General features: G+C 70.1%; 19 protein-coding genes. 14 read left to right on the forward strand and 5 right to left on the reverse strand.

Features of this window, described 5'->3' with window-relative positions; all coding sequences use genetic code 11:
• The first annotated feature begins 3 nt into the window (after positions 1-3).
• The 3 genes from hemC to hemB are packed head-to-tail and all read left to right on the forward strand — an operon-like array spanning position 4 to position 3567.
• Positions 4-945 (forward strand): hydroxymethylbilane synthase, encoded by a 942-nt coding sequence (gene hemC / locus CUT39_RS13980; protein ID WP_269799165.1) that lies wholly within the window; start codon positions 4-6, stop codon positions 943-945.
• A 26-nt stretch (positions 946-971) separates the two neighbouring features.
• Positions 972-2552, forward strand: coding sequence for a bifunctional uroporphyrinogen-III C-methyltransferase/uroporphyrinogen-III synthase (locus CUT39_RS13985; protein ID WP_100447606.1), 1581 nt, complete (start codon positions 972-974; stop codon positions 2550-2552).
• A gap of 22 nt (positions 2553-2574) precedes the next feature.
• Positions 2575-3567, forward strand: coding sequence for a porphobilinogen synthase (hemB, locus tag CUT39_RS13990; protein ID WP_232805758.1), 993 nt, complete (start codon positions 2575-2577; stop codon positions 3565-3567).
• Between the two features lie 33 nt (positions 3568-3600).
• Here the strand turns inward: hemB and CUT39_RS13995 are convergent, their stop codons facing one another.
• Entirely contained in the window at positions 3601-4656 is a 1056-nt protein-coding gene (locus tag CUT39_RS13995) for an aldo/keto reductase (protein WP_100447610.1), read from the reverse strand.
• Positions 4657-4744: 88 nt separating this feature from the next.
• Here CUT39_RS13995 and CUT39_RS14000 point away from each other — a divergent pair, with 88 nt between their 5' ends.
• Together CUT39_RS14000 and CUT39_RS14005 are read left to right on the forward strand one after the other, a co-directional pair.
• Positions 4745-5368, forward strand: a complete 624-nt coding sequence (locus tag CUT39_RS14000; protein ID WP_100447612.1) for a TetR/AcrR family transcriptional regulator — start codon at positions 4745-4747, stop codon at positions 5366-5368.
• Positions 5369-5432: 64 nt separating this feature from the next.
• Entirely contained in the window at positions 5433-5636 is a 204-nt protein-coding gene (locus tag CUT39_RS14005) for a transposase (protein ID WP_100447614.1), read from the forward strand.
• A 77-nt stretch (positions 5637-5713) separates the two neighbouring features.
• Here CUT39_RS14005 and CUT39_RS14010 read toward each other — a convergent pair whose 3' ends face one another.
• From CUT39_RS14010 to CUT39_RS14020, 3 genes are all read right to left on the reverse strand, one after another.
• Positions 5714-6127, reverse strand: a complete 414-nt coding sequence (locus CUT39_RS14010; RefSeq protein ID WP_100447615.1) for a PIN domain-containing protein — start codon at positions 6125-6127, stop codon at positions 5714-5716.
• Entirely contained in the window at positions 6124-6315 is a 192-nt protein-coding gene (locus CUT39_RS14015) for a hypothetical protein (protein ID WP_100447617.1), read from the reverse strand. Before CUT39_RS14015 ends, CUT39_RS14010 begins: the two co-directional genes overlap by 4 nt.
• A gap of 127 nt (positions 6316-6442) precedes the next feature.
• Entirely contained in the window at positions 6443-7072 is a 630-nt protein-coding gene (locus CUT39_RS14020; protein ID WP_198587141.1) for a TetR/AcrR family transcriptional regulator, read from the reverse strand.
• Positions 7073-7170: 98 nt separating this feature from the next.
• Between CUT39_RS14020 and CUT39_RS14025 the strand changes: the two genes are divergently transcribed.
• Positions 7171-9357 carry an MMPL family transporter gene (locus CUT39_RS14025; RefSeq protein WP_100447619.1) on the forward strand — a complete coding sequence of 729 codons (2187 nt, stop codon included), beginning with the start codon at positions 7171-7173 and terminating at the stop codon, positions 9355-9357.
• A 38-nt stretch (positions 9358-9395) separates the two neighbouring features.
• On the opposite strand, the gene CUT39_RS14030 is transcribed toward CUT39_RS14025, so the two are convergent.
• A complete protein-coding gene (locus CUT39_RS14030) occupies positions 9396-10460 on the reverse strand; it encodes a UDP-N-acetylmuramate dehydrogenase (protein ID WP_232805759.1) in 1065 nt (354 codons plus the stop codon).
• A 47-nt stretch (positions 10461-10507) separates the two neighbouring features.
• Between CUT39_RS14030 and CUT39_RS14035 the strand changes: the two genes are divergently transcribed.
• From CUT39_RS14035 to cutA, 8 genes are all read left to right on the forward strand, one after another.
• Entirely contained in the window at positions 10508-11248 is a 741-nt protein-coding gene (locus tag CUT39_RS14035) for a maleylpyruvate isomerase N-terminal domain-containing protein (RefSeq protein ID WP_100447621.1), read from the forward strand.
• 266 nt (positions 11249-11514) lie between these two features.
• Positions 11515-12609, forward strand: a complete 1095-nt coding sequence (locus tag CUT39_RS14040; RefSeq protein ID WP_100447623.1) for an ABC transporter ATP-binding protein — start codon at positions 11515-11517, stop codon at positions 12607-12609.
• A gap of 153 nt (positions 12610-12762) precedes the next feature.
• Positions 12763-13881 (forward strand): AmmeMemoRadiSam system radical SAM enzyme, encoded by a 1119-nt coding sequence (gene amrS / locus CUT39_RS14045; RefSeq protein WP_100447625.1) that lies wholly within the window; start codon positions 12763-12765, stop codon positions 13879-13881.
• A 32-nt stretch (positions 13882-13913) separates the two neighbouring features.
• Positions 13914-14738 (forward strand): AmmeMemoRadiSam system protein B, encoded by an 825-nt coding sequence (amrB, locus tag CUT39_RS14050; RefSeq protein WP_100447627.1) that lies wholly within the window; start codon positions 13914-13916, stop codon positions 14736-14738.
• 116 nt (positions 14739-14854) lie between these two features.
• Complete coding sequence (gene lysS, locus CUT39_RS14055) at positions 14855-16309, forward strand: lysine--tRNA ligase (RefSeq protein ID WP_100448251.1); 1455 nt, start codon at positions 14855-14857, stop codon at positions 16307-16309.
• Between the two features lie 212 nt (positions 16310-16521).
• Complete coding sequence (locus CUT39_RS14060; protein WP_100447629.1) at positions 16522-16872, forward strand: histone-like nucleoid-structuring protein Lsr2; 351 nt, start codon at positions 16522-16524, stop codon at positions 16870-16872.
• A gap of 323 nt (positions 16873-17195) precedes the next feature.
• On the forward strand, positions 17196-19811 hold the full coding sequence (locus tag CUT39_RS14065; RefSeq protein ID WP_100447631.1) for an ATP-dependent Clp protease ATP-binding subunit: 2616 nt from the start codon (positions 17196-17198) through the stop codon (positions 19809-19811).
• Positions 19812-19947: 136 nt separating this feature from the next.
• Positions 19948-20298 carry a divalent-cation tolerance protein CutA gene (cutA, locus tag CUT39_RS14070; RefSeq protein WP_100447633.1) on the forward strand — a complete coding sequence of 117 codons (351 nt, stop codon included), beginning with the start codon at positions 19948-19950 and terminating at the stop codon, positions 20296-20298.
• The last annotated feature ends 3 nt before the right edge of the window (positions 20299-20301 follow it).

Consider the following 20301-nt stretch of genomic DNA (forward strand, 5'->3'; position numbering starts at 1 on the left):
GCCGTGATCCGAGTCGGCACCCGGGGATCGAAACTCGCGATGGCGCAGAGCCGGCTGGTCGCCGACGAGCTCGCCCGCGTCTCGGGCGAGGAGGTCGAACTGGTCCGGATCAAGACCACCGGGGACGGCTCGAGCGCCCCGGTCGCCCAGCTCGGCGTCGGCGTCTTCGTCAACCAGCTCCGCGAGGAACTCGAGCGCGAGACCATCGACATCGCCGTCCACTCCTACAAGGACCTGCCCACCGCTCAGCCCGACCACCTGGTCGTGAGCGTTCCGGGCCGGGCCGACCCGCGCGACGTCCTCATCGCGGCCGAGGACCGCGCCCTCGCCGAGCTGCCCGACGGCGCCCGCATCGGCACCGGGTCGCCGCGGCGGATGGCGCAGCTTCGCGCGCTCGGACGCGGCTTCGACTGCGTCCCGATCCGCGGCAACATCGACACGCGCATCGGCCGGGTCGGCCGCGACCTCGACGCGGTGGTCCTCGCCTCGGCGGGCCTGAGCCGCGCCGGGCGCGAGGGCGAGGTCAGCGAATTTCTGGACCCGTTGGTGATGCTTCCCGCTCCCGCACAAGGGGCACTGGCGGTCGAATGCCGCAAAGCGGACAAGACATCTGCGCGTATTTCGAGTATGCTCAACGACCGGTACTCACAAGCCGCGGTCGCGGCCGAACGCGGCCTTCTGGAACGCCTCGAAGCCGGATGCAGCGCACCCGTCGCCGCACTCGCCGACGTCTCGGAGGGCTCATCGCCCGGTCAGATCGACTTGTACCTGCGTGGGGCGGCCTTCGCTGTCGACGGCAGCGCGTTCGAGCGGCTTTCGACCACTGCGACGCTCACCGACGCCGCGGAGGCGGATCCGGCGGCCGAGGCCGCCGCTGTGGGCAGGGCACTGGCCGGGGACTTGCTGAACAACGGTGCCGAGCAACTATTGAAGTCAGACCTTTAGCTCAGACGATTGTTGATGGAGAGAACATGACCGGTGCCCGTAAGCTGGTTGGCCGCGTACGATTCGTCGGGACCGGCCCAGGCGATCCGGGACTGCTGACCAAGCGCGCCCTCGACGCCATCACCGAGGCCGACCGCGTCTACTACGACCGGTCGATGCCGCAGTCGCTGCTCGAGGCCGCCAAAGAACTCACCGGCGACGAAGGCAGGCTCAGACTCATCGAGTCCTCCCCGGGCGACCAGGGCAAGCTGATGGCCGCCGCCGCCCGCGACGGCGAGAACATCGCCCGCCTTCTGGTCGGCGACGCCTATCCGAACCGCCTGGCCAAGGCCGAGATCAGGGCCGCCGGCGCCGAAGGGGCCCGCTTCGAGGTCATCCCGGGCATGAGCCACGCCCAGGCCGTCGGCGTCTACGCCGGCATGCCGCCGGGCGAGATCCGCACCGTCATCGACATCGACGACATCGCCTCCCTGGAGCCGCAGGCCCTCGCCGACGCGGTCAAGCGCGGCAGCCTGACGGTCACCGCCGACGTCTCCGACCTCTCGAGCCTCCGCGACATCCTCCTGGCCGGCGGCGTCCTGGGCGAGACCCCCGTGGCCGTCACCGGCGACGCGACCGGCGAGACCGAGTACACCACGACCTCGTCGGTCGACACCTTCGTGGAGGCCGCGCTGGGCTACGCCGGGCAGGTGGTGCTCACCATCGGCCCCGGCGTCGACGAGCGGGCCGACCTCGCCTGGTGGGAGTCCCGGCCGCTGTACGGCTGGAAGGTGCTCATCCCGCGCACCAAGGAGCAGGCGGGGGTCATGTCCGAGCGCCTGCGGGCGTACGGTGCGATCCCCTGCGAGGTCCCGACCATCGCCGTCGAGCCGCCGCGCACCCCGGCCCAGATGGAACGGTCCATCAAGGGTCTGGTCGACGGCCGCTACGCCTGGATCGTGTTCACCAGCCAGAACTCGGTGAGGGCGATCTGGGAGAAGTTCAAGGAGCACGGCCTGGACGCCCGGGCCTTCGGCGGCATCAAGATCGCCTGCATAGGCGAGGCCACCGCCGATAAGGTCCGCGCCTTCGGAGTCGAGCCGGAACTGCTGCCTTCGGGCCAGCAGTCCTCCGAGGGTCTGCTCGAGGTCTTCCCGCCGCACGACCCGGTGCTCGACATGGTCGGGCGGGTGCTGCTGCCGCGCGCCGACATCGCCACCGAGACCCTGGTGCAGGGCCTGAGCGAGCGCGGCTGGGAGGTCGACGACGTCACCGCCTACCGGACCGTCCGCGCCTCGCCGCCGGCGGCCGAGATCCGCGACGCCATAAAGTCGGGCGGCTTCGACGCGGTGCTGTTCACCTCGTCCTCGACGGTGCGCAACCTCGTCGGCATCGCCGGCAAGCCGCACCAGCGCACGGTGGTGGCCACCATCGGCCCGGCCACCGCCGACACCGCCTCGGAGTTCGGGCTGCGCGTCGACGCCAAGCCCGAGCTCGCCTCGGTGCCCGACCTGATCGAATCGCTCGCCGAGTACGCCGTGGAGTTGCGCAAGCGCCTCGCCGAGGGTCCGATCAAGACCCGGCGCGGCCAGAAGGTCCAGGGGCCCACGGCGTTGAGGTTCCGCTAGACGACGAATGGAGACGACCGCAGTGCCGAGCGATGCTCCCGGGCAGTTCCCGACGATCCGTCCGAGGAGGCTGCGCCGCACTGCGGCCCTCCGCCGCCTGGTCGCCGAGACCCGCGTGCACCCCTCCGACCTGGTCCTGCCGCTGTTCGTCAAGGAGGGCCTGCGCGAGCCGCGGCCGATCGCGTCCATGCCCGGGGTCTACCAGCACACCGTGGCCTCGGCCCGCAAGCTCGCGGTCGAAGCGGTCCGAGTCGGCATCGGCGGTCTCATGCCCTTCGGCATCCCCGAGCGCCGCGACGCGAGCGGCTCGGGCGCGACCGACCCGGACGGGATCCTGAACGTGACCACCCGCGCCCTGCGCGAGGAGATCCACGACGACCTGGTGCTCATCCCGGACCTGTGCCTGGACGAGTTCACCGACCACGGCCACTGCGGGGTGCCGGCCGATGACGGCACCGTCGACAACGACGCCACCCTCGAGCGGTACGCCGAGATGGGGCTGCACCTGGCCGATGCCGGGGCCGACCTGCTCGGCGCCTCGGGCATGATGGACGGCCAGATCGGCCACGTCCGCGCCGTGCTCGACCGCGCGGGCCGGACCGGAACGGGCCTGCTGGCTTACGCCGCCAAGTACTCCAGCGCCTTCTACGGCCCGTTCCGCGAGGCGGTCGAGTCCCAGTTGAGCGGCGACCGCCGCACCTACCAGCAGGACCCGCCGAACGCGGTCGAGGCGGTCCGCGAGATCGACCTGGACGTGGCCGAGGGCGCCGACATCGTCATGGTCAAACCCGCGCTGCCCTATCTGGACATCGTGGCGGCCGCGGCCGAGCGTTCACCGGTCCCGGTGGCCGCTTACCACATCAGCGGCGAGTACGCCCAGATCTGCGCCGCCGCCGAGCAGGGGTGGATCGACAGGGACGCGGCGGTCCTGGAGTCGCTGACCTCGATCAAGCGGGCAGGCGCCGGCATCGTCGCCACCTACGCCGCGCTCGAGGCGGCGCGCCTGCTCGCCTAGACGTTCGGGGGCCGGACGAACGGTCCCCCTCGATCATGCCGCCCGGCCGCGCGAGGGGGTCGTCGGCCGGTTGAGGCGCGCGAAGCCCTCCTGGGTCTCGTACGGGTAGTACGGATACGGCGGGGTCTTGGAGCTGGCCTCGTCGAGCCTGGCCACCTGGTCCTCGGTCAGCTCCCAGCCGACGGCTCCCAGATTCTGCCGCAACTGGTTCTCGTCGCGCGCGCCGATGATGACCGAGGCGACGGTGGGGCGGCGCAGGAGCCAGTTGATTGCGATCTGCGGGACGCTGCGGCCGGTCTCGGCGGCGACCTCGTCGAGGGCGTCGACGACGGTGTAGAGGTGCTCGTCCTCGATCGGCGGACCCCACTGGGCCGTCCGATGCAGGCGGCTGCCGGCGGGGATAGGTCGGCCCCGCCTGATCTTCCCGGTCAGGCGGCCCCAGCCGAGCGGGCTCCACACCATGGCCCCGACCCCCTGGTCCAGGCTCAGCGGCATCAGCTCCCACTCGTAGTCGCGGCCGACCAGCGAGTAGTAGACCTGATGGGCCGCGAAGCGGTTGCGCCCGTGCCGGTCGGCCGCAGCGAGGGTCTTCATCAGTTGCCATCCGGCGTAATTGGAGGCCCCGAGGTAGCGGATCTTCCCGTCACGGACCAGGCCGTCGAGCACGGAGAGCGTCTCCTCGACCGGGGTGCCCGCGTCGAAGGCGTGGAGCTGGAACAGGTCGATGCGGTCGGTGCCGAGCCGGCGCAGGGCCGCCTCGACCGCACCGGTCAGGTGCGCGCGGGAGGCTCCCGCCTCGTTCGGGCCGCCGCCGACCGGGAGCCCCGCCTTGGTGGAGATGAGCACCTGGTCGCGGCGGCCCTTGATCGCAGCGCCGAGGACCTCCTCGGAGGCGCCGTCGGAGTAGACGTCGGCGGTGTCGAACAGGTTGACGCCGGCCTCGAGCGCGATGTCGACCATGCGGCGGGCCTGCTCGGCGTCGGTGTCGCCCCAGGCGCCGAACAGCGGCCCCGAGCCGCCGAAGGTCCCCGCGCCGAAGCTCAGGGCGGGCACTTGCAGGCCGGAAGCGCCGAGTCGTCGGTATTCCATGACCGTCTCCTTCTAATGGTTCTATGGTTCCGTTTAGGTGGCGACTAAGCTAGCTCGAAAGAGCCGTAAACGCAACTGGAGTTCCGTTATGAGTGTCGAGCTGCCCGAACCGGGGACCGTCCGGCCCGGAGGCAGGACCGCCCGGGTCCGTTCGGCCGTACTGCGCGCCGCGGCCGAAGCACTGGTGGACCGGGGTTTCGGCCGCATCGACCTGCCCGACATCGCCCGCCGGGCCGAGGTGGGCAAGACCACCGTCTACCGCCGCTGGGGGAGCGTCGCGGGCGTTGTGGCCGACCTGCTCGCCGAGATGGCCTCGGACTCCGAACCGCGAGCTGACACCGGCTCGCTCGGCGGCGACCTGGCCGCGCTGGCGCACCTGATCCGGCGCACCTTCGCCGACCCGCTGCACGGCCCGCTGTTCAAGGCCGTCATCGCCGCCGCCACCTGCGACGCCGAGGCCGCCGAGGCGCTCGGCCGGTTCTACCGGACGCGGGCGGCCGAGTGGGAGCCGTGCATTGAACGCGCCCGCGAGCGCGGGGAGGTCCCGGCCGGGACCGACGCCGCCGAGGTGATCGAGGCCGTGTCGGGCCCGCTGTACTACCGGCTGCTGGCCACCGGCAAGCCGGTCGACCCGGCGGCGGCCGACCGGGCCGCCGCGGCCGCGCTGGAGGCCGCCGCGGCCGGTATCTTCTCCTCGACCGCCGAGGGGTGAACACGTCGCCGGCCGGGTCGCGCTAGCCGGGCGGGCCCTCTCCGATCGCTGGGGCGATGTAGGCGTGGAGCGCGCGCTCGAGCTCGGCGGTCACCTCGGGCAGGTCGTCGGTGGCGTCCGGCGGTGGGTGGTAGAACGGACCTTCGCCTGGACCACCGACCGGCGTCGCAACGCCCGCGAATGCGAGCGCCTCGCCATCCACTCGGAATCATTCGTGTACTGGGCCGGCGTCCTCACCAGGACCCGCCGACTCTCCAAGATGGGTTGAAGGACTGCTTCTTAGGCTCCGGCGCACCGCACTCCCGGATAAGCGGTGGTCCGAGGCGCCCGACGGCCGGTCTCCGGTCAAGCGGCCGGGAGGCTGTGGGAGATGCGCTGCTGCTCTAGCTGGGGGAACAGTCGCGCGGCTGCGATGAAGTCCTTGTCCTCGTGCAGGACGATGAGCTTGAGCTGCATCGCGATCGCGGCTACCAGGAAGTCGGCGACGCTGAGCATGTTGTGCATGGAGTGCTTCGCCAGATCCCGACGCATTGCCGCGACGTAATCCCAGGTGCTCGATGGTTCGGCCACACACGGGTGCTCGGTGCAAAGGCGCTCTTCGACCTCGGAGAAAGTGCTGGTCCGAGACATGGTGAGCGTCTCGGTGAATACCGGCTCGCATCCGGCGATGAGTCCTGAGTCAGCGGCGTCGTTCCATCGGGGGTCGACCTGGAACCGGATGATGCGGACCAATGCGCTCGTGTCCGCGAGGTAGGTCACTGGTCGAGCTCCTCATACAGGTCCCAGTCGAAGCCGTCTTCGGCGGCGATCTGCTGGAGCCGCTCCCGGGCCTCTCTCCGTTCTTCGCGGGTAGTGGTGACCAGCGATCGCAGATACGCGACCCGTTCCGCCTCGGAGCCGAAGAGCTCCGGGAGCTCGCTGAGAGCATCATGTTTGACCGTGGTCATCCGATCTCCTCCGCTGGTGAACTGTTTCGAACCTCAAGCGCACTGGCCGATACCGGCGGACAGCGAAAACTAGGAGCTCTCGGCGTGTTCCGTGCGTCGGTGCGGCCCCCGCCGTGAAGTCGGAGCGTCACTCGGGCGGGCCCTCCCCGATCGCCGGGGCGAGGTAGGCGTGGAGCGCGCGCTTGAGTTCGGCGGTCACCTCGGGCAGGTCGTCGGTGGCGTCCATGACCAGCGGGAGCAGCCCTCGGAAGAGGTGGACGGCCACCTGGGCGGTGAGCGCCCGCTTCGCGGGCGGCAGATCGGGGGCGCGAGCCTCGAGAATCGCGTCGATCCGCTCGAACATCACCCGCTGCGCGGGCCGCTTGGCCCCGGCCAGCTCGGGGGAGAGGTCCGGGTCGGCCAGGAGGGCGTAGAAGGCCGGGTGCGCGCGGTCGAAGGCGATCAGGGGGTCGATCACGCGGTCCAGCATCCGGTCCAGCGGCAGCTTCGCCACCTCCGGGGCGAAGGCCGCCCCGTGCGCCTCGCGCAGGCGCTCCACGTAGCGGGCCATCAGGGACTCGGCGATCGCCTCCTTGTTCTCGAAGAACTGGTAGAGCGTGCCCGGTGACGCACCGGCCCGGGCGGCGATCGCGTTCGTCGTGGCGCCGGTGAACCCCCGCTCGGCGAAGACCTCGGCGGCGGCGTCCAGGAGTTCGGCCATGCGCTTCCGGCCCCGCGCCTGCCGCTTCCGCGGCGACTTCGGTGTGTCTCCGGTCACGAATCTTCCCTCGGTCTCGATGAACACGAGCAACTGCTCGTATTTTTAAATGCGAGCAACTGCTCGCGTTTTCAGTCTACTTCGGCCGGGAGACCCGCATGACCTCCACCACCGCCCCGCATCCTAAGCCCCGCGCCCGACCCCGGTCGGCCCTGCACCGGCTCGGCCGCTTCGCCGCGCGGCGCAGCGCGCCCCTGCTCGCCGCCGCCGTGGTCCTGTTCATCGCGGGCGGCCTGATCGGATCCGGCACGCTCAACGCCCTCGTACTCTCCCGATTCGAGGCCCCCGGCTCGCCGTCGATCACCACCGGGCAGGAACTCGACGAGCGCTTCGACGTCGGCAGCGCCAACCTCCTGCTCCTGGTCACCGCCCGCAACGGCGACGTCGACGCCGCCGTGACCGCGTCGGCCGGAACCGAGATCGCCTCCCGGCTCGCCTCGCACCCGCGCATCGCCGATACCGACTCCTACTGGGACCGGCGATCCCCGACGCTGCGGAGCGAAGACGGCTCTCAGGCGGTCATCACCGCCTACCTGCCCGGCGACGTCACCGACGTCCGCGAGAACGTCCTGCCCGACATCAAGAGGGACTTCACGATCGAGGACGACACCGTCACCGTCGCCGTCGGCGGCTCCGACGAACTCTTCCGCGAAGCCGCTGAACTGGCCCGCCAGGACTTCCTGCTCGCCGAGGCGATCATCCTGCCCGGCCTGCTGGTGCTGCTCATAGCCCTCTACCGCAGACCCGTCGCCGCGCTGCTCACCATGGGCGTCGGCGTGCTGACGCTCGTGCTCGCGCTGGCACTCACGCGCGCCGTCGCCGCCGTCACCGAGGTGTCCACCTTCGCCGCCAACCTCACCCTCGTGATGAGCATCGGCCTGGCGGTCGACTACTGCCTGTTCCTCATCAACCGATACCGCGAGGAGGCCGCCGCCGGCGCCGACCGCGCCGACGCGATCGCCCGCACCGTCGCCACCGCCGGCAGGACGGTCGTCTTCAGCGCCGTGACCGTCGCCGTCAGCCTCTCGGTGCTGCTGGCCATGCCCTTCCCCTTCCTGCGCTCGTTCGCCTACGCCGGCATCCTGGTCCCGCTCATCGCCGCCGCATGCACCGTCGTGCTCCTGCCCGCCGCGCTCGGGGCCTGGGGCCACCGCGTCGAGCGGCCGACCCGCACGACCGAACGCGGCCGCTGGCACCGGCTCGCCACCGCCGTCATGCGGCGACCGGTCGCCTGGGGTGCCGCCGCCCTCGCGCTGGTGCTCCTACTCGCCTCGCCGCTGCTCGGCGTCCGCTTCGGCGTGCCCGACGAGCGCGCCCTGCCCGCCGACGCCGACAGCCGCGTCGTCGCCGACCAGATCACCGCGAACTTCGCCGCCGAGGAGACCGACGCCCTCCAGATCCTGGCGACCGCGCCCGGTCCCGACGACCTCGCCGCCTACGCCGCCGAGGTGTCGCTGGTGCCCGGCATCGCCCAAGTCGACTCGGCCGCGGGACGGTTCGCCGACGGCCGACAGGAGGCGCCGCCCGACGCCGAGCGGTTCGCCTACCCCGAGGACACCTGGCTGTCGGCCGTGCCCACCGTCGAGGCCATGCGAGAGGGCGCGTACGACCTGGTCGCAGAGGTGCGGGCCGTGGAAGCGCCGTTCGAGACGGCGGTCTCCGGATACCCCGCCGACCTCGCCGACTTCCGCGACGCGCTGCTCGACCGGCTCCCGCTGGTGCTGGCCCTGGTCGTACTGGTCACCTTCGCGATCCTGTTCCTCATGACCGGCAGCGTGATCGCACCGCTCAAGGCGACACTCCTCAACGGACTGTCGCTGTCGGTGATGTTCGGGGCCCTGGTGTGGATATTCCAGGAGGGACACCTGTCGGGAATGCTCGGCTTCACGCCGCAGGGCTCGTTCGAACCGAGCATCCCGATCCTGATGTTCTGCGTCGCCTACGGGCTGTCGATGGACTACGAGGTCTTCATGCTCTCGCGGATCAAGGAGGAGTACGACCGGACCGGCGACCACACCGGCTCCATCGCCGCCGGGGTCCAGCGCAGCGCCCCGCTGGTCACCGCCGCGGCCCTGGTCCTGGCGCTCACCTTCGCCGTCTACGCCACCGGCCAAGTGGTGTTCCTGCAGATGCTCGGCGTGGGCATGGCGCTGGCGGTGCTGTTCGACGCCACCGTGATCCGCGGCGTGCTCCTGCCCGCCGCCATGCGACTCACCGGGAGGTGGAACTGGTGGTCGCCCGGACCGCTGCGGAGGCTCCACGCCCGGATCGGGCTCGCGGAGTGACATTTCCTATAGGATATAGGAAATATCCTATAGGAAACTCAGTCCAGGGTGGCGCCCACCAGGACGGGTTCGGGCCGGAGCCGGATACCGAACTCGTCCTCGACCGTGCCGACCACTTCCCTCGCCAGTCCCAGCAGCTCGGCGGTGGTGGCGCCGCCCCGGTTGGTGAGCGCCAAGGCGTGCTTGGTCGAAAGGCCGACGTTGCCCCTGCGGTAGCCCTTCTCGAACCCGGCCGCTCCGATCAGCCAGGCCGCCGAGACCTTCACGCGCTCGCCCACCGCCCAGTGCGGGGCCTCGCCGCCGACCCGATCGGTCAATTCGCGGAAGGCGTGCCGGTCGATCACCGGGTTGGTGAAGAAGGAACCGGCGCTCCAGGTGTCGTGGTCGGCCTCGTCGAGCACCATGCCCTTGCCGCGGCGCAGCTCGAGCACCGCCTCGCGGGCCTCGGCCGACGGGACCCGGTCGCCGACCCCGACCCCGAGGCGCCCGGCCAGTTCGGCGTAGGCGATCGGGCGCGACAGGCCGCTCCGCTCGAGCCGGAAATCGACGCCCATCACCATGTAGCGGCCGTTGTGCTTGAAGATGCTGCTTCGGTAGGAGAAACCGCACTCCTCGGGGGCCCAGTCCCGGATCCGGTCCGCCTCGCGGTCCCACACGGTCACCGCCGCGATCGTCTGGGACACCTCCTGGCCGTAGGCGCCCACGTTCTGGATCGGGGTCGCCCCGGCCGAACCGGGGACACCGCTGAGGCACTCCACCCCCGACCAGCCCCGCTCGACCGTCCAGGCCACGAAGTCGTCCCACACCTGGCCGGCCCCGACCCGGACGCGGCCGTCGCCCAGCTCCTCGATCCCGCCGCCGCGCAGCAGCACCACCGTCCCGTCGAAGCCGCCGTCGCCGACCACGACGTTGCTGCCGCCGGCCAGCACCATCGTCGGCCCCTCGGCCGACCGCAGCGCGGCCACCGCCTCCTCGGCGGTCTCGGCCGCCACCATCTCCCGAGCCGGGCCGCCCAGCCGCAGCGTCGTCAGCGGTCCGAGGGCTTTATCGTCGATCCGACCCGTCGAGCGGATCCCGATCGGCGGCGGGCTGGCGTCTGTCACGCCGCAAAGCCTAAGCTTTATGCAGGCTAGGGGGAAAGGCGGTCACCATGTCCAAGTCGCGGATCACCGACTACCTGACCGAGCTGAAGAAGGAGGCCGGAGCCCTCCGCGAGCTCGCCGACGGGCAGTCGCTCGACCGACCCGTGCCCTCCCGCCCGGACGCGACCGTCGCCGACGCACTGGCCGACCTGGTCCGGCTCTACCGCTGGACCGTCGAAGCGCTGCGCGCCGGCGCCGACGAGGGGGACGTGCCCGAACCGCCGCCCGCGCGCCCCCGGGGCGAGGCGACCCTCGACGAATTCGACGAAGCCCTCGGCCGGGCGGTCGACGCGCTCGAATCGCGTCCGCTCGACGCACCCGCCTGGTCCTGGGCCCCGGTGGAATGGAAGGCCGGATTCTGGCACCGCCGCATCACCGTCGCCACCGGCCTGGCGCGCTGGGACGTCCAGATGGCCGTCGGCGCCACCGCGCCGATCCCCGCCGCACTCGCGGCCGAGACCATCTCCGAGGTCTTCGAGGCCCACATCCCGGCGGGGCACCGCCGCGAGCGCACCGACGCCCACGGGCTCGCCCAACTGTTCGCGCAGGACGCCGACGCCACCTGGTTCGTGCGGCTGCGCGACGGCCACATAGCCCTGCTCGACCACCCCGACCACCGGATCGAGCTGCAGGCCCGCGCCGCCGGCTCGGCCTCGGACATCGCCCTCGCCCTGTGGGGCCGGCTGCCGTTCGGCATCTGCGACGTGGTCGGCGACGAGGCGCTCCTGCAATCACTGCGCGTGGAATAGTTGATCACCGCTCCCATCCCGCGGCGTGATGCTCGTAACGGTTGGATATACTTTCCCGGGAAAACGGACATATACCCCCCGCCTACTTGGCAAAGGTATTCCTAAACCGTTAGGCTCACCACACGCGACGCAGCGGCAACGTGTGCGTGGCGGACATGCCGCAGCGCAGGGCCGCGCCTCGCGAGGTCCTCACTGCAGCCTGTGACAATAACTCGCCTTTTACAACGGATCGTCTGGCACGTACCTGCCAGTGAAAGGACCCAAAGATGGCCACAGTGACCTATCAGGACGCTTCGCGCGTCTATCCGGGCGCCGAAGAGCCCGCCGTCGACAGACTCCACCTCGAGATCCAGGACGGCGAATTCCTGGTCCTCGTCGGACCTTCCGGCTGCGGCAAGTCCACCTCGCTGCGGATGCTCGCCGGGCTCGAGGAGATCGACGAAGGCTCGGTCTACATCAACGAGACCGACGTCTCGAACCTCCCGCCGAAGTCCCGCGACATCGCGATGGTGTTCCAGAACTACGCGCTCTACCCGCACATGTCCGTCTTCGACAACATGGCGTTCGCCCTCAAGCTGCGCCGCATGCCGAAGGCCGAGATCAAGCGCCGGGTGGACGACGCGGCCAAGCTCCTCGACCTGGAGGACTACCTCAACCGCAAGCCCAAGGCCCTCTCCGGTGGCCAGCGGCAGCGTGTCGCCATGGGTCGCGCCATCGTGCGCGAACCGCAGGTGTTCCTCATGGACGAGCCGCTGTCGAACCTCGACGCCAAGCTCCGCGTCCAGACCCGCTCCCAGATCGCCTCGCTCCAGAAGCGCCTCGGCATCACCACCGTCTACGTCACCCACGACCAGGTCGAGGCCATGACGATGGGCCACCGCATCGCGGTGCTCAAGGACGGCGTCCTGCAGCAGTGCGACACCCCGCGGGTGCTCTACGAGACCCCGACCAACATGTTCGTCGCCGGCTTCATCGGTTCGCCGGCCATGAACCTCAAGACCGTCTCGCTCACCGAGGGCGGCGCCCTGTTCGGCGACATGACCCTCCCGCTGCCCCGCGAGGTCCGCGACGCGGCCGCCACCGAGGGCGCCAACCAGGAGGTCACGGTCGGCATCCGCCCCGAGCACTGCAAGCTCGGCACCGAGAGCTCCGGCGGCATCCCGATCGAGGTCGACCTCGTCGAGGAGCTCGGCGCCGAGGCGTTCGTGTACGGGCACGCCGCCTACAACGGCGCCAGCGAGCGCTTCGTCGTCCGCACCGAGGGCAAGGCCGTGCCGCAACTGGCCGAGACCGTGCACGTCGTCCCCGAACCGGGCCACGAGCACGTCTTCCACGCCACCACCGGCAACCGCCTGAACTGACAGCCTGATACCGGACCGCGCGGCCCCCGTTCCCCGGCGGGGCCGCGCGGTTTGCGTTTGCCGTCCTGCGGGGCACAACTCGCAACGGACTAGGCGCTACGGTTGGGGTATGGCCGCCATCACCCCGACCACGGCGACGCTAGCGAGCCGCGGATGAGCACCGCCGGGCCGCGCGTCGAGGGTGCCGACGAGTTCACCGTCGGCACCGGACACCACCGTGCGCTCGAGGACGGCCGGATCGAGTGCACCGTCTGCCCGCGGGCCTGCAGGCTGCGGGAGGGCCAGCGCGGCCTGTGCTTCGTCCGGGCCCGCGAGGGCGACCAGATCGTGCTGACCTCCTACGGCCGCTCCTCGGGCTTCTGCGTGGACCCCATCGAGAAGAAGCCGCTCAACCACTTCCTGCCGGGGACCCCGGTGCTGTCGTTCGGAACCGCCGGTTGCAATCTCGCCTGCCGGTTCTGCCAGAACTGGGACATCTCCAAGTCCCGCGAGATCGACACGCTCACCTCGTCGGCCTCGCCCGAGCGGATCGCCCGGACCGCGAAGCGCCTGGGCTGCGAGTCGATCGCCTTCACCTACAACGACCCCACGATCTTCCTGGAGTACGCGGCCGACTGCGCCGAGGCCGCCCGTGAGGAGGGGCTCAAGGCCGTGGCGGTCTCGGCCGGGTACATCAACCCCGAGCCGCGCGCCGAGCTGTACGCGCACATGGACGCGGCCAATATCGACCTGAAGGCCTTCACCGAGGAGTTCTACAAGAAGATCACCTTCTCCTCGCTCGCGAAGGTGCTCGACACCCTGGAGTACCTGGTCCACGAGACGAATGTGTGGACCGAGATCACCACCCTGCTGATCCCCGGCCACAACGATTCCGACGACGAGATCGCCGCCGAGGCGGCCTGGATCGCCGAGCACCTCGGCGACGGCGTGCCGCTCCATTTCACCGCGTTCCACCCCGATTTCAAGATGCGCGACGTCCCCGCCACCCCGCCCGCCACGCTGCGGCGGGCCAGGCGGATCGCGCTCGATGCCGGGCTGCGCTACGTCTACACCGGCAACGTCCACGACGCGGCGAACCAGACCACCTACTGCCCGGACTGTGGCGAACCTCTCGTAGTGCGCGATTGGTACCGGATCGACCAATATGAGCTGTCAGATTCGGGACACTGCACGTTCTGCGGCGCGCGGATTCCCGGGGTCTACGAGGGTCCGGCCGGAGACTGGGGGCCGAAGAGGCAACCGATCCGGCTGGCCGCGCCGTCACACAAGTAACTGGAACCACCACACACGCGAGAGACAACATCATGCCCTCGACGAAATCTGACACCGTCCGGCCGCCGGCGGTCGCCGGGCGCTTCTACCCGGCCGATGCGGGCCGGCTCCGCGAACAGATAACCGAGCTGCTCGACGCGGTCGAGGTCGACCCCGCCGAGTCGCTCGCCCCCGCCTACATCGTCCCGCACGCCGGCTACCGCTTCTCCGGGAGCGTCGCCGCCGAGGTCTACGCCCGCCTGGCCGCGCACCGCGACCGCATCGGCCGCGTCGTCCTGGTCGGGCCGTCCCACTACCATCCGCTGCGCGGACACGCCGCCGCGCCCTACACCTCATGGGAGACCCCGCTGGGGCGGCTCGCGGCGGCGCCGACGCAGGTGGTCGGTTCCTCCCGCCTGCCGCACGCCGAGGAGCATTCGCTGGAGGTCCAGATGCCGTTCCTCCAGGTCGCCCTGGGCGGGGAGGTCGAGGTGACGCCGGTGGCGGTCGGCATGAGCCAGATCCCGGACACGGCCCGGATCGTCGGCGGCCTGGTCGAGGAGGCCGGCGACGACGCGGTCGTGCTGTGCTCGACCGATCTGTCCCACTACCACGACGCGGCCACCGCCGGGCGCCTCGACGCCGCCACCGCGGCCGCGATCGAGGGGCTGCGGCCGCGCGAGATCTCCACTTCGGACGCCTGCGGCGTGTTCGCGCTGCGCGGTGCCGTCGCCTGGGCGGACGCGACCGGCCGCCGGCCCCGCCGCCTGGCGCTGCGCACCTCCGCCGACGCCACCGGCCAGACCGAGCGGGTGGTCGGTTACCCCGCGTTCGCGGTCGAGTCGCCGCGCCCGGCCGTGCCGGACGGGGCCCTGTGACCCGTCCCGGCCGCGGGAAACGCGCATGCCGGGCGCTCGGGGCGGCATCTACCCTGTAGGACGTGACCGAGCACGAGCAGCAGACCGGTGAGACCGGCGACGACCTTCCCGAGCAGATGAAGATCCGCCGCGCCAAGCGCGACGAACTGCTCGCCGCCGGCAGGGAGCCGTACCCGCTGGGCTATCCGCGCACCCACTCCTTGCGGGAGTTGCGGGACCGATTCGGGCACCTGGAGGCCGGGGCCTCGTCCGGGGAGACGGTCGCGACCACCGGCAGGGTGATCTTCCTGCGGGTGGCCGGGAAGCTGTGCTTCGCGAAGCTGCGCGACGGCGACGGCACCGAGTTCCAGGTCATGCTCTCCCAGGGCAAGGTCGGCGCCGAGTCGCTCTCCGAATGGAAGCGGCTGGTCGACATCGGGGACCACGTCGGGGTGACCGGCGAGGCGGTCGCCTCCAAGCGCGGCGAGCTGTCGGTGATGGCCGAGCAGTGGGCGGTCACCTCCAAGGCCCTGCGGCCCCTCCCGGTCGCGCACAAGCCGCTCGCCGAGGAGACCCGGGTGCGGCAGCGCTATGTCGACCTGATCGTGCGCCCCGAGGCCCGCGACAACGTGCGGAACCGTGCGGCGGTGGTCCGCTCGGTCCGCGATCTGCTGCACGGCCGCGACTTCGTCGAGGTCGAGACCCCGATGATGCAGGTTCAGCCCGGGGGCGCGACCGCGCGGCCTTTCGTGACGCATATGAACGCCTATGACATCGATCTGTACCTGCGCATCGCGCCGGAGCTCTTTCTGAAGCGCTGCGTGGTCGGCGGGATCGATCGCGTATTCGAGATCAATCGGAACTTCCGCAACGAGGGGGCCGACTCCTCGCATTCGCCGGAGTTCGCGATGCTCGAGGCCTATCAGGCCTACGGGGACTACCGCGCCATCGCCGAGCTGACGCGGACGCTCATTCAAGGCGCGGCGGAGTCGGTGTTCGGATCGACCACCGTCGAACTGGCCGACGGATCGACCTACGACCTGGGCGGGGAGTGGGATGAGATCACCCTCTTCGGCGCGCTTTCCGATGCGGTCGGAGAGACGGTGACGGCCGACACCCCGCTGGACCGGTTGCGGGCTTACGCCGACAAAGTCGAGCTCGGAGTCGACCCGATGTGGGGCCCCGGGAAACTGGCCGAGGAATTGTTCGAGCACCTCGTGGCCGACAAGCTGTATGCGCCGACCTTCGTGTTCGACTTCCCCGAGGACACCTCTCCGCTCACGCGCGGTCATCGCTCGGTACCGGGCGTGGCCGAGAAATGGGACCTCTACGTCCGCGGATTCGAGCTCGCCACCGGATATTCCGAGCTGGTGGACCCGGTCGTCCAGCGTGAACGCCTCGAGGCGCAGGCCAGGCTGGCCGCGGGGGGCGACGACGAGGCCATGTCCGTGGACGAGGACTTCCTTCGGGCGATGGAATACGGAATGCCGCCGTTGTGCGGCATGGGGATGGGAATAGACCGGCTGCTTATGGCGCTCACCGGACTCGGTATCCGAGAGACCATCCTCTTCCCGCTGGTGAAACCGGAATAAACAATTGGGCCGCCCGCGGGCGGCGTGCAACGAGCGGTCCCTTTCGTCTAGAAGGAGCGCGCCCCGCCAATTCACCGCACGCTTCGCCGTACGGGGGATTACGATGTTCAAGCGAGACCCTCTTTCGCTTCTCTAAGGGACTCGTATATGCTCTGGCACTAACAACGGTAGCCGGTAAGCGCTGAGTCGCTTCTCATCGAGAGGAATTTGCCATGGCGAAGAAGACACAGGTCATCCTGATCGACGATATCGACGGCGGCAAGGCCGAGGAGACCGTCAAATTCGCTATCGACGGGCAGGCCTACGAGATCGACCTTTCGGCGGGCCACGCCAATGAACTGCGCGAAGCTTTGGCGACATTCCAGGAGCACGGAACCCGGCTTGGTCGCTACACCGTCGGCTCCTCGCGCCCCGCCCGAGGATCGTCCGGCCGCCGCCAGGCGGTCGACCGCGAGCAGAACAAGGCGATTCGCGAGTGGGCGGAGCGTCAGGGCAAGAAGGTGTCCCCGCGGGGTCGCATTCCCCAGAACATCGTCGAGGAATACAACGCCGCCCACGGCTAGACCTCAGGCACTCCGATCGGCTCGACGCCCGCGTCCGGTGCCCGGCCGCGGGCGTTTCGGTGCCCGTCCCTCCTCCGGCGGTTTTGGCGCCTTCGCGCTCGCGAGGCACCATTGGACCCGGCAGGTCCGGCCGGAAGGAGGCGCCATTGCGCTCACAGCGAACGTCTTTTCGTCGGGAATGCCCCACCAGGCACGCTTGTTGTCACCCACGTGGCACCCGTGGCCAATCGGCCCGGGGGATAAGGTGTACCCACAGGGTTGTATAAGCCACGACCAGTTATCGACGACGACAGTAAAGCGGCGGACGCGAGGAGCAGAAGCGCATGTTTGAACGGTTTACCGACCGTGCTCGACGTGTGGTCGTCTTGGCCCAAGAAGAGGCCAGGATGCTCAACCACAACTACATCGGCACGGAGCACATCCTCCTCGGCCTCATCCACGAGGGCGAGGGCGTGGCGGCGAAAGCCCTGGAGAGCCTGGGCATCTCCCTTGAAGGCGTCCGTCAGCAGGTCGAGGAGATCATCGGGCAGGGCCAGCAGGCCCCCAGCGGGCACATCCCCTTCACCCCCCGGGCGAAGAAGGTGCTCGAGCTGAGCCTGCGCGAGGCTTTGCAGCTTGGCCACAACTACATTGGGACCGAACACATCCTGCTGGGCCTGATCCGGGAGGGCGAGGGCGTGGCGGCGCAGGTGCTCATCAAGCTCGGCGCCGACCTCAACCGCGTCCGGCAGCAGGTGCTGCAACTGCTCTCCGGCTACCAGGGGAAGGAGCCCGCCGGCGCCGCCGCCGGGGGCACCACCTCCGAGTCGCAGCAGTCCGGCTCGCTCGTGTTGGACCAGTTCGGCCGCAACCTGACCCAGGCCAGCCGGGAGGGCAAGCTCGACCCGGTCATCGGCCGGCAGCGGGAGATCGAGCGCGTCATGCAGGTGCTCAGCCGCCGCACCAAGAACAACCCGGTGCTGATCGGCGAGCCCGGCGTCGGCAAGACCGCCGCCGTCGAGGGCCTGGCGCAGGCGATCACCAAGGGCGAGGTGCCCGAGACGCTGAAGGACAAGCAGCTCTACACCCTCGACCTGGGCGCGCTGGTGGCCGGCTCCCGTTACCGCGGTGACTTCGAGGAGCGCCTGAAGAAGGTGCTCAAGGAGATCAAGACCCGCGGCGACATCATCCTGTTCATCGACGAGATCCACACCCTCGTCGGTGCGGGCGCCGCCGAGGGCGCGATCGACGCCGCCAGCATTCTCAAGCCGATGCTGGCCCGCGGCGAGCTGCAGACGATCGGCGCGACCACGCTCGACGAGTACCGCAAGTACCTGGAGAAGGACGCCGCGCTCGAGCGCCGCTTCCAGCCGATCCAGGTCGCCGAGCCCGGCCTGTCGCACACCATCGAGATCCTCAAGGGCCTCCGCGACCGCTACGAGGCGCACCACCGCGTGTCGATCACCGACGGCGCCCTGGTGCAGGCCGCGACCCTGGCCGACCGCTACATCTCGGACCGGTTCCTGCCGGACAAGGCCATCGACCTCATCGACGAGGCCGGCGCCCGCATGCGCATCCGCCGCATGACCGCGCCGCCGGACCTGCGCGAGATCGACGAGGAGATCGCCGAGACCCGCCGCGACAAGGAGTCGGCGATCGACTCCCAGGACTTCGAGGCGGCCGCGCGCCTGCGCGACGTCGAGAAGCAGCTCCACGACAAGCGCACCAAGCGCGAGCAGGAGTGGAAGGCGGGCGACCTCGACCAGGTGACCGAGGTCGACGAGGAGATGATCTCCGAGGTGCTCGCCAACTGGACCGGCATCCCGGTCTACAAGCTCACCGAGGAGGAGACCTCCCGCCTGCTCCGCATGGAGGAGGAGCTGCACAAGCGCATCGTCGGCCAGACCGACGCGGTCAGGGCCGTCAGCCAGGCCATCCGGCGCACCCGCGCCGGCCTCAAGGACCCCAAGCGCCCGTCGGGCTCGTTCATCTTCGCCGGCCCCTCGGGCGTCGGCAAGACCGAGCTGGCCAAGGCGCTCGCGGAGTTCCTGTTCGGCTCCGAGGACGCGCTCATCCAGCTCGACATGTCGGAGTTCCACGACCGCTACACGGTCTCGCGCCTGGTCGGTGCGCCTCCCGGGTACGTCGGCTACGACGAGGGCGGGCAGTTGACCGAGAAGGTCCGCCGGAAGCCGTTCAGCGTGGTCCTGTTCGACGAGATCGAGAAGGCCCACACGGACGTGTTCAACACGCTCCTGCAGATCCTCGAGGACGGCCGCCTGACCGACGGCCAGGGCCGCATCGTCGACTTCAAGAACACGGTGCTGATCCTGACCACGAACCTCGGTTCGCGGGACGTCGGCAAGGCCGTCACCCTCGGCTTCCAGGCCGGGGACGAGACCGAGAACGACTACCAGCGGATGAAGGACAAGGTCTCCGACGAGCTGAAGAACCACTTCCGGCCGGAGTTCCTCAACCGCATCGACGACACGATCGTGTTCCCGAAGCTCTCCGAGCCCGAGATCGTCGAGATCGTCGACCTCATGGTCGAGCGCATCGAGGAGCAGCTCCACAACCGCGACATGGCCCTGGAGCTGACCGACGACGCCAAGCGCTACCTGGGCCACAAGGGCTACGACCCCGTCCTGGGCGCGCGGCCGCTGCGTCGCACGATCCAGCGCGAGATCGAGGACACGCTCTCGGAGAAGATCCTGTTCAACGAGTTCGTGGCCGGGCAGATCATCGTCGTCGACGTCGAGGGCGAGCCCACCGACATCGAGAACGCGCACCTGACCTTCACCGGCGCCGACAAGCCCGAGGGGATCCCCGACACGCCGCCGACCGAACTGGCCGGCAGCGAGCGGGCCCCCAAGAGCCCCGGCGCCGGGTCCGGCACGATGCCGCCCAAGAGCCCCGGCAGCGGGCCGCGCGGCGGCATGGCCGGCGAGGGCGGCGCCTGACACCCGAACCCGATGCGGCGGCGGCCGGGCGAAGCCCGGCCGCCGCTTCGCGTCCCCGGAACGGCGATCGCCGACGACTGTGCCGCGGCACCGACGGGTACCGCCCGTATGCTGTCGGCGGAAGGAGGGAGCGGGCATGGATGAGGACGTCAATCCCGAACCGATCTGCGAGCTGGTGGTCACCGGGCCGCGCTCCAGCGCGATGCAGCGGATGATCGAGACGCTCATCACCGAACGGCTGGTCGCCTGCGGGCAGCGCACCGACTGGGTGCAGTCGACGTTCCAATGGCAGGGCGAGATCGAGCACCAGCCGGAGGAACGCGTCCGGTTCCACACCCGGACCACGCTGGTGCCGACGATCGCCGAACGGGTCGCCGAGCTGCACCCCTACGAGGTGCCGTGCGTGATCGCCCTGCCGATCGTGGTGGCCAACCCCGCCTACCACCGCTGGGTGATCGCCGAGACCGTCGACACCAAGACCGCCTGAGCC

The organism is Glycomyces xiaoerkulensis (assembly GCF_002798405.1).
GTDB lineage: Bacteria > Actinomycetota > Actinomycetes > Mycobacteriales > Micromonosporaceae > Glycomyces > Glycomyces xiaoerkulensis.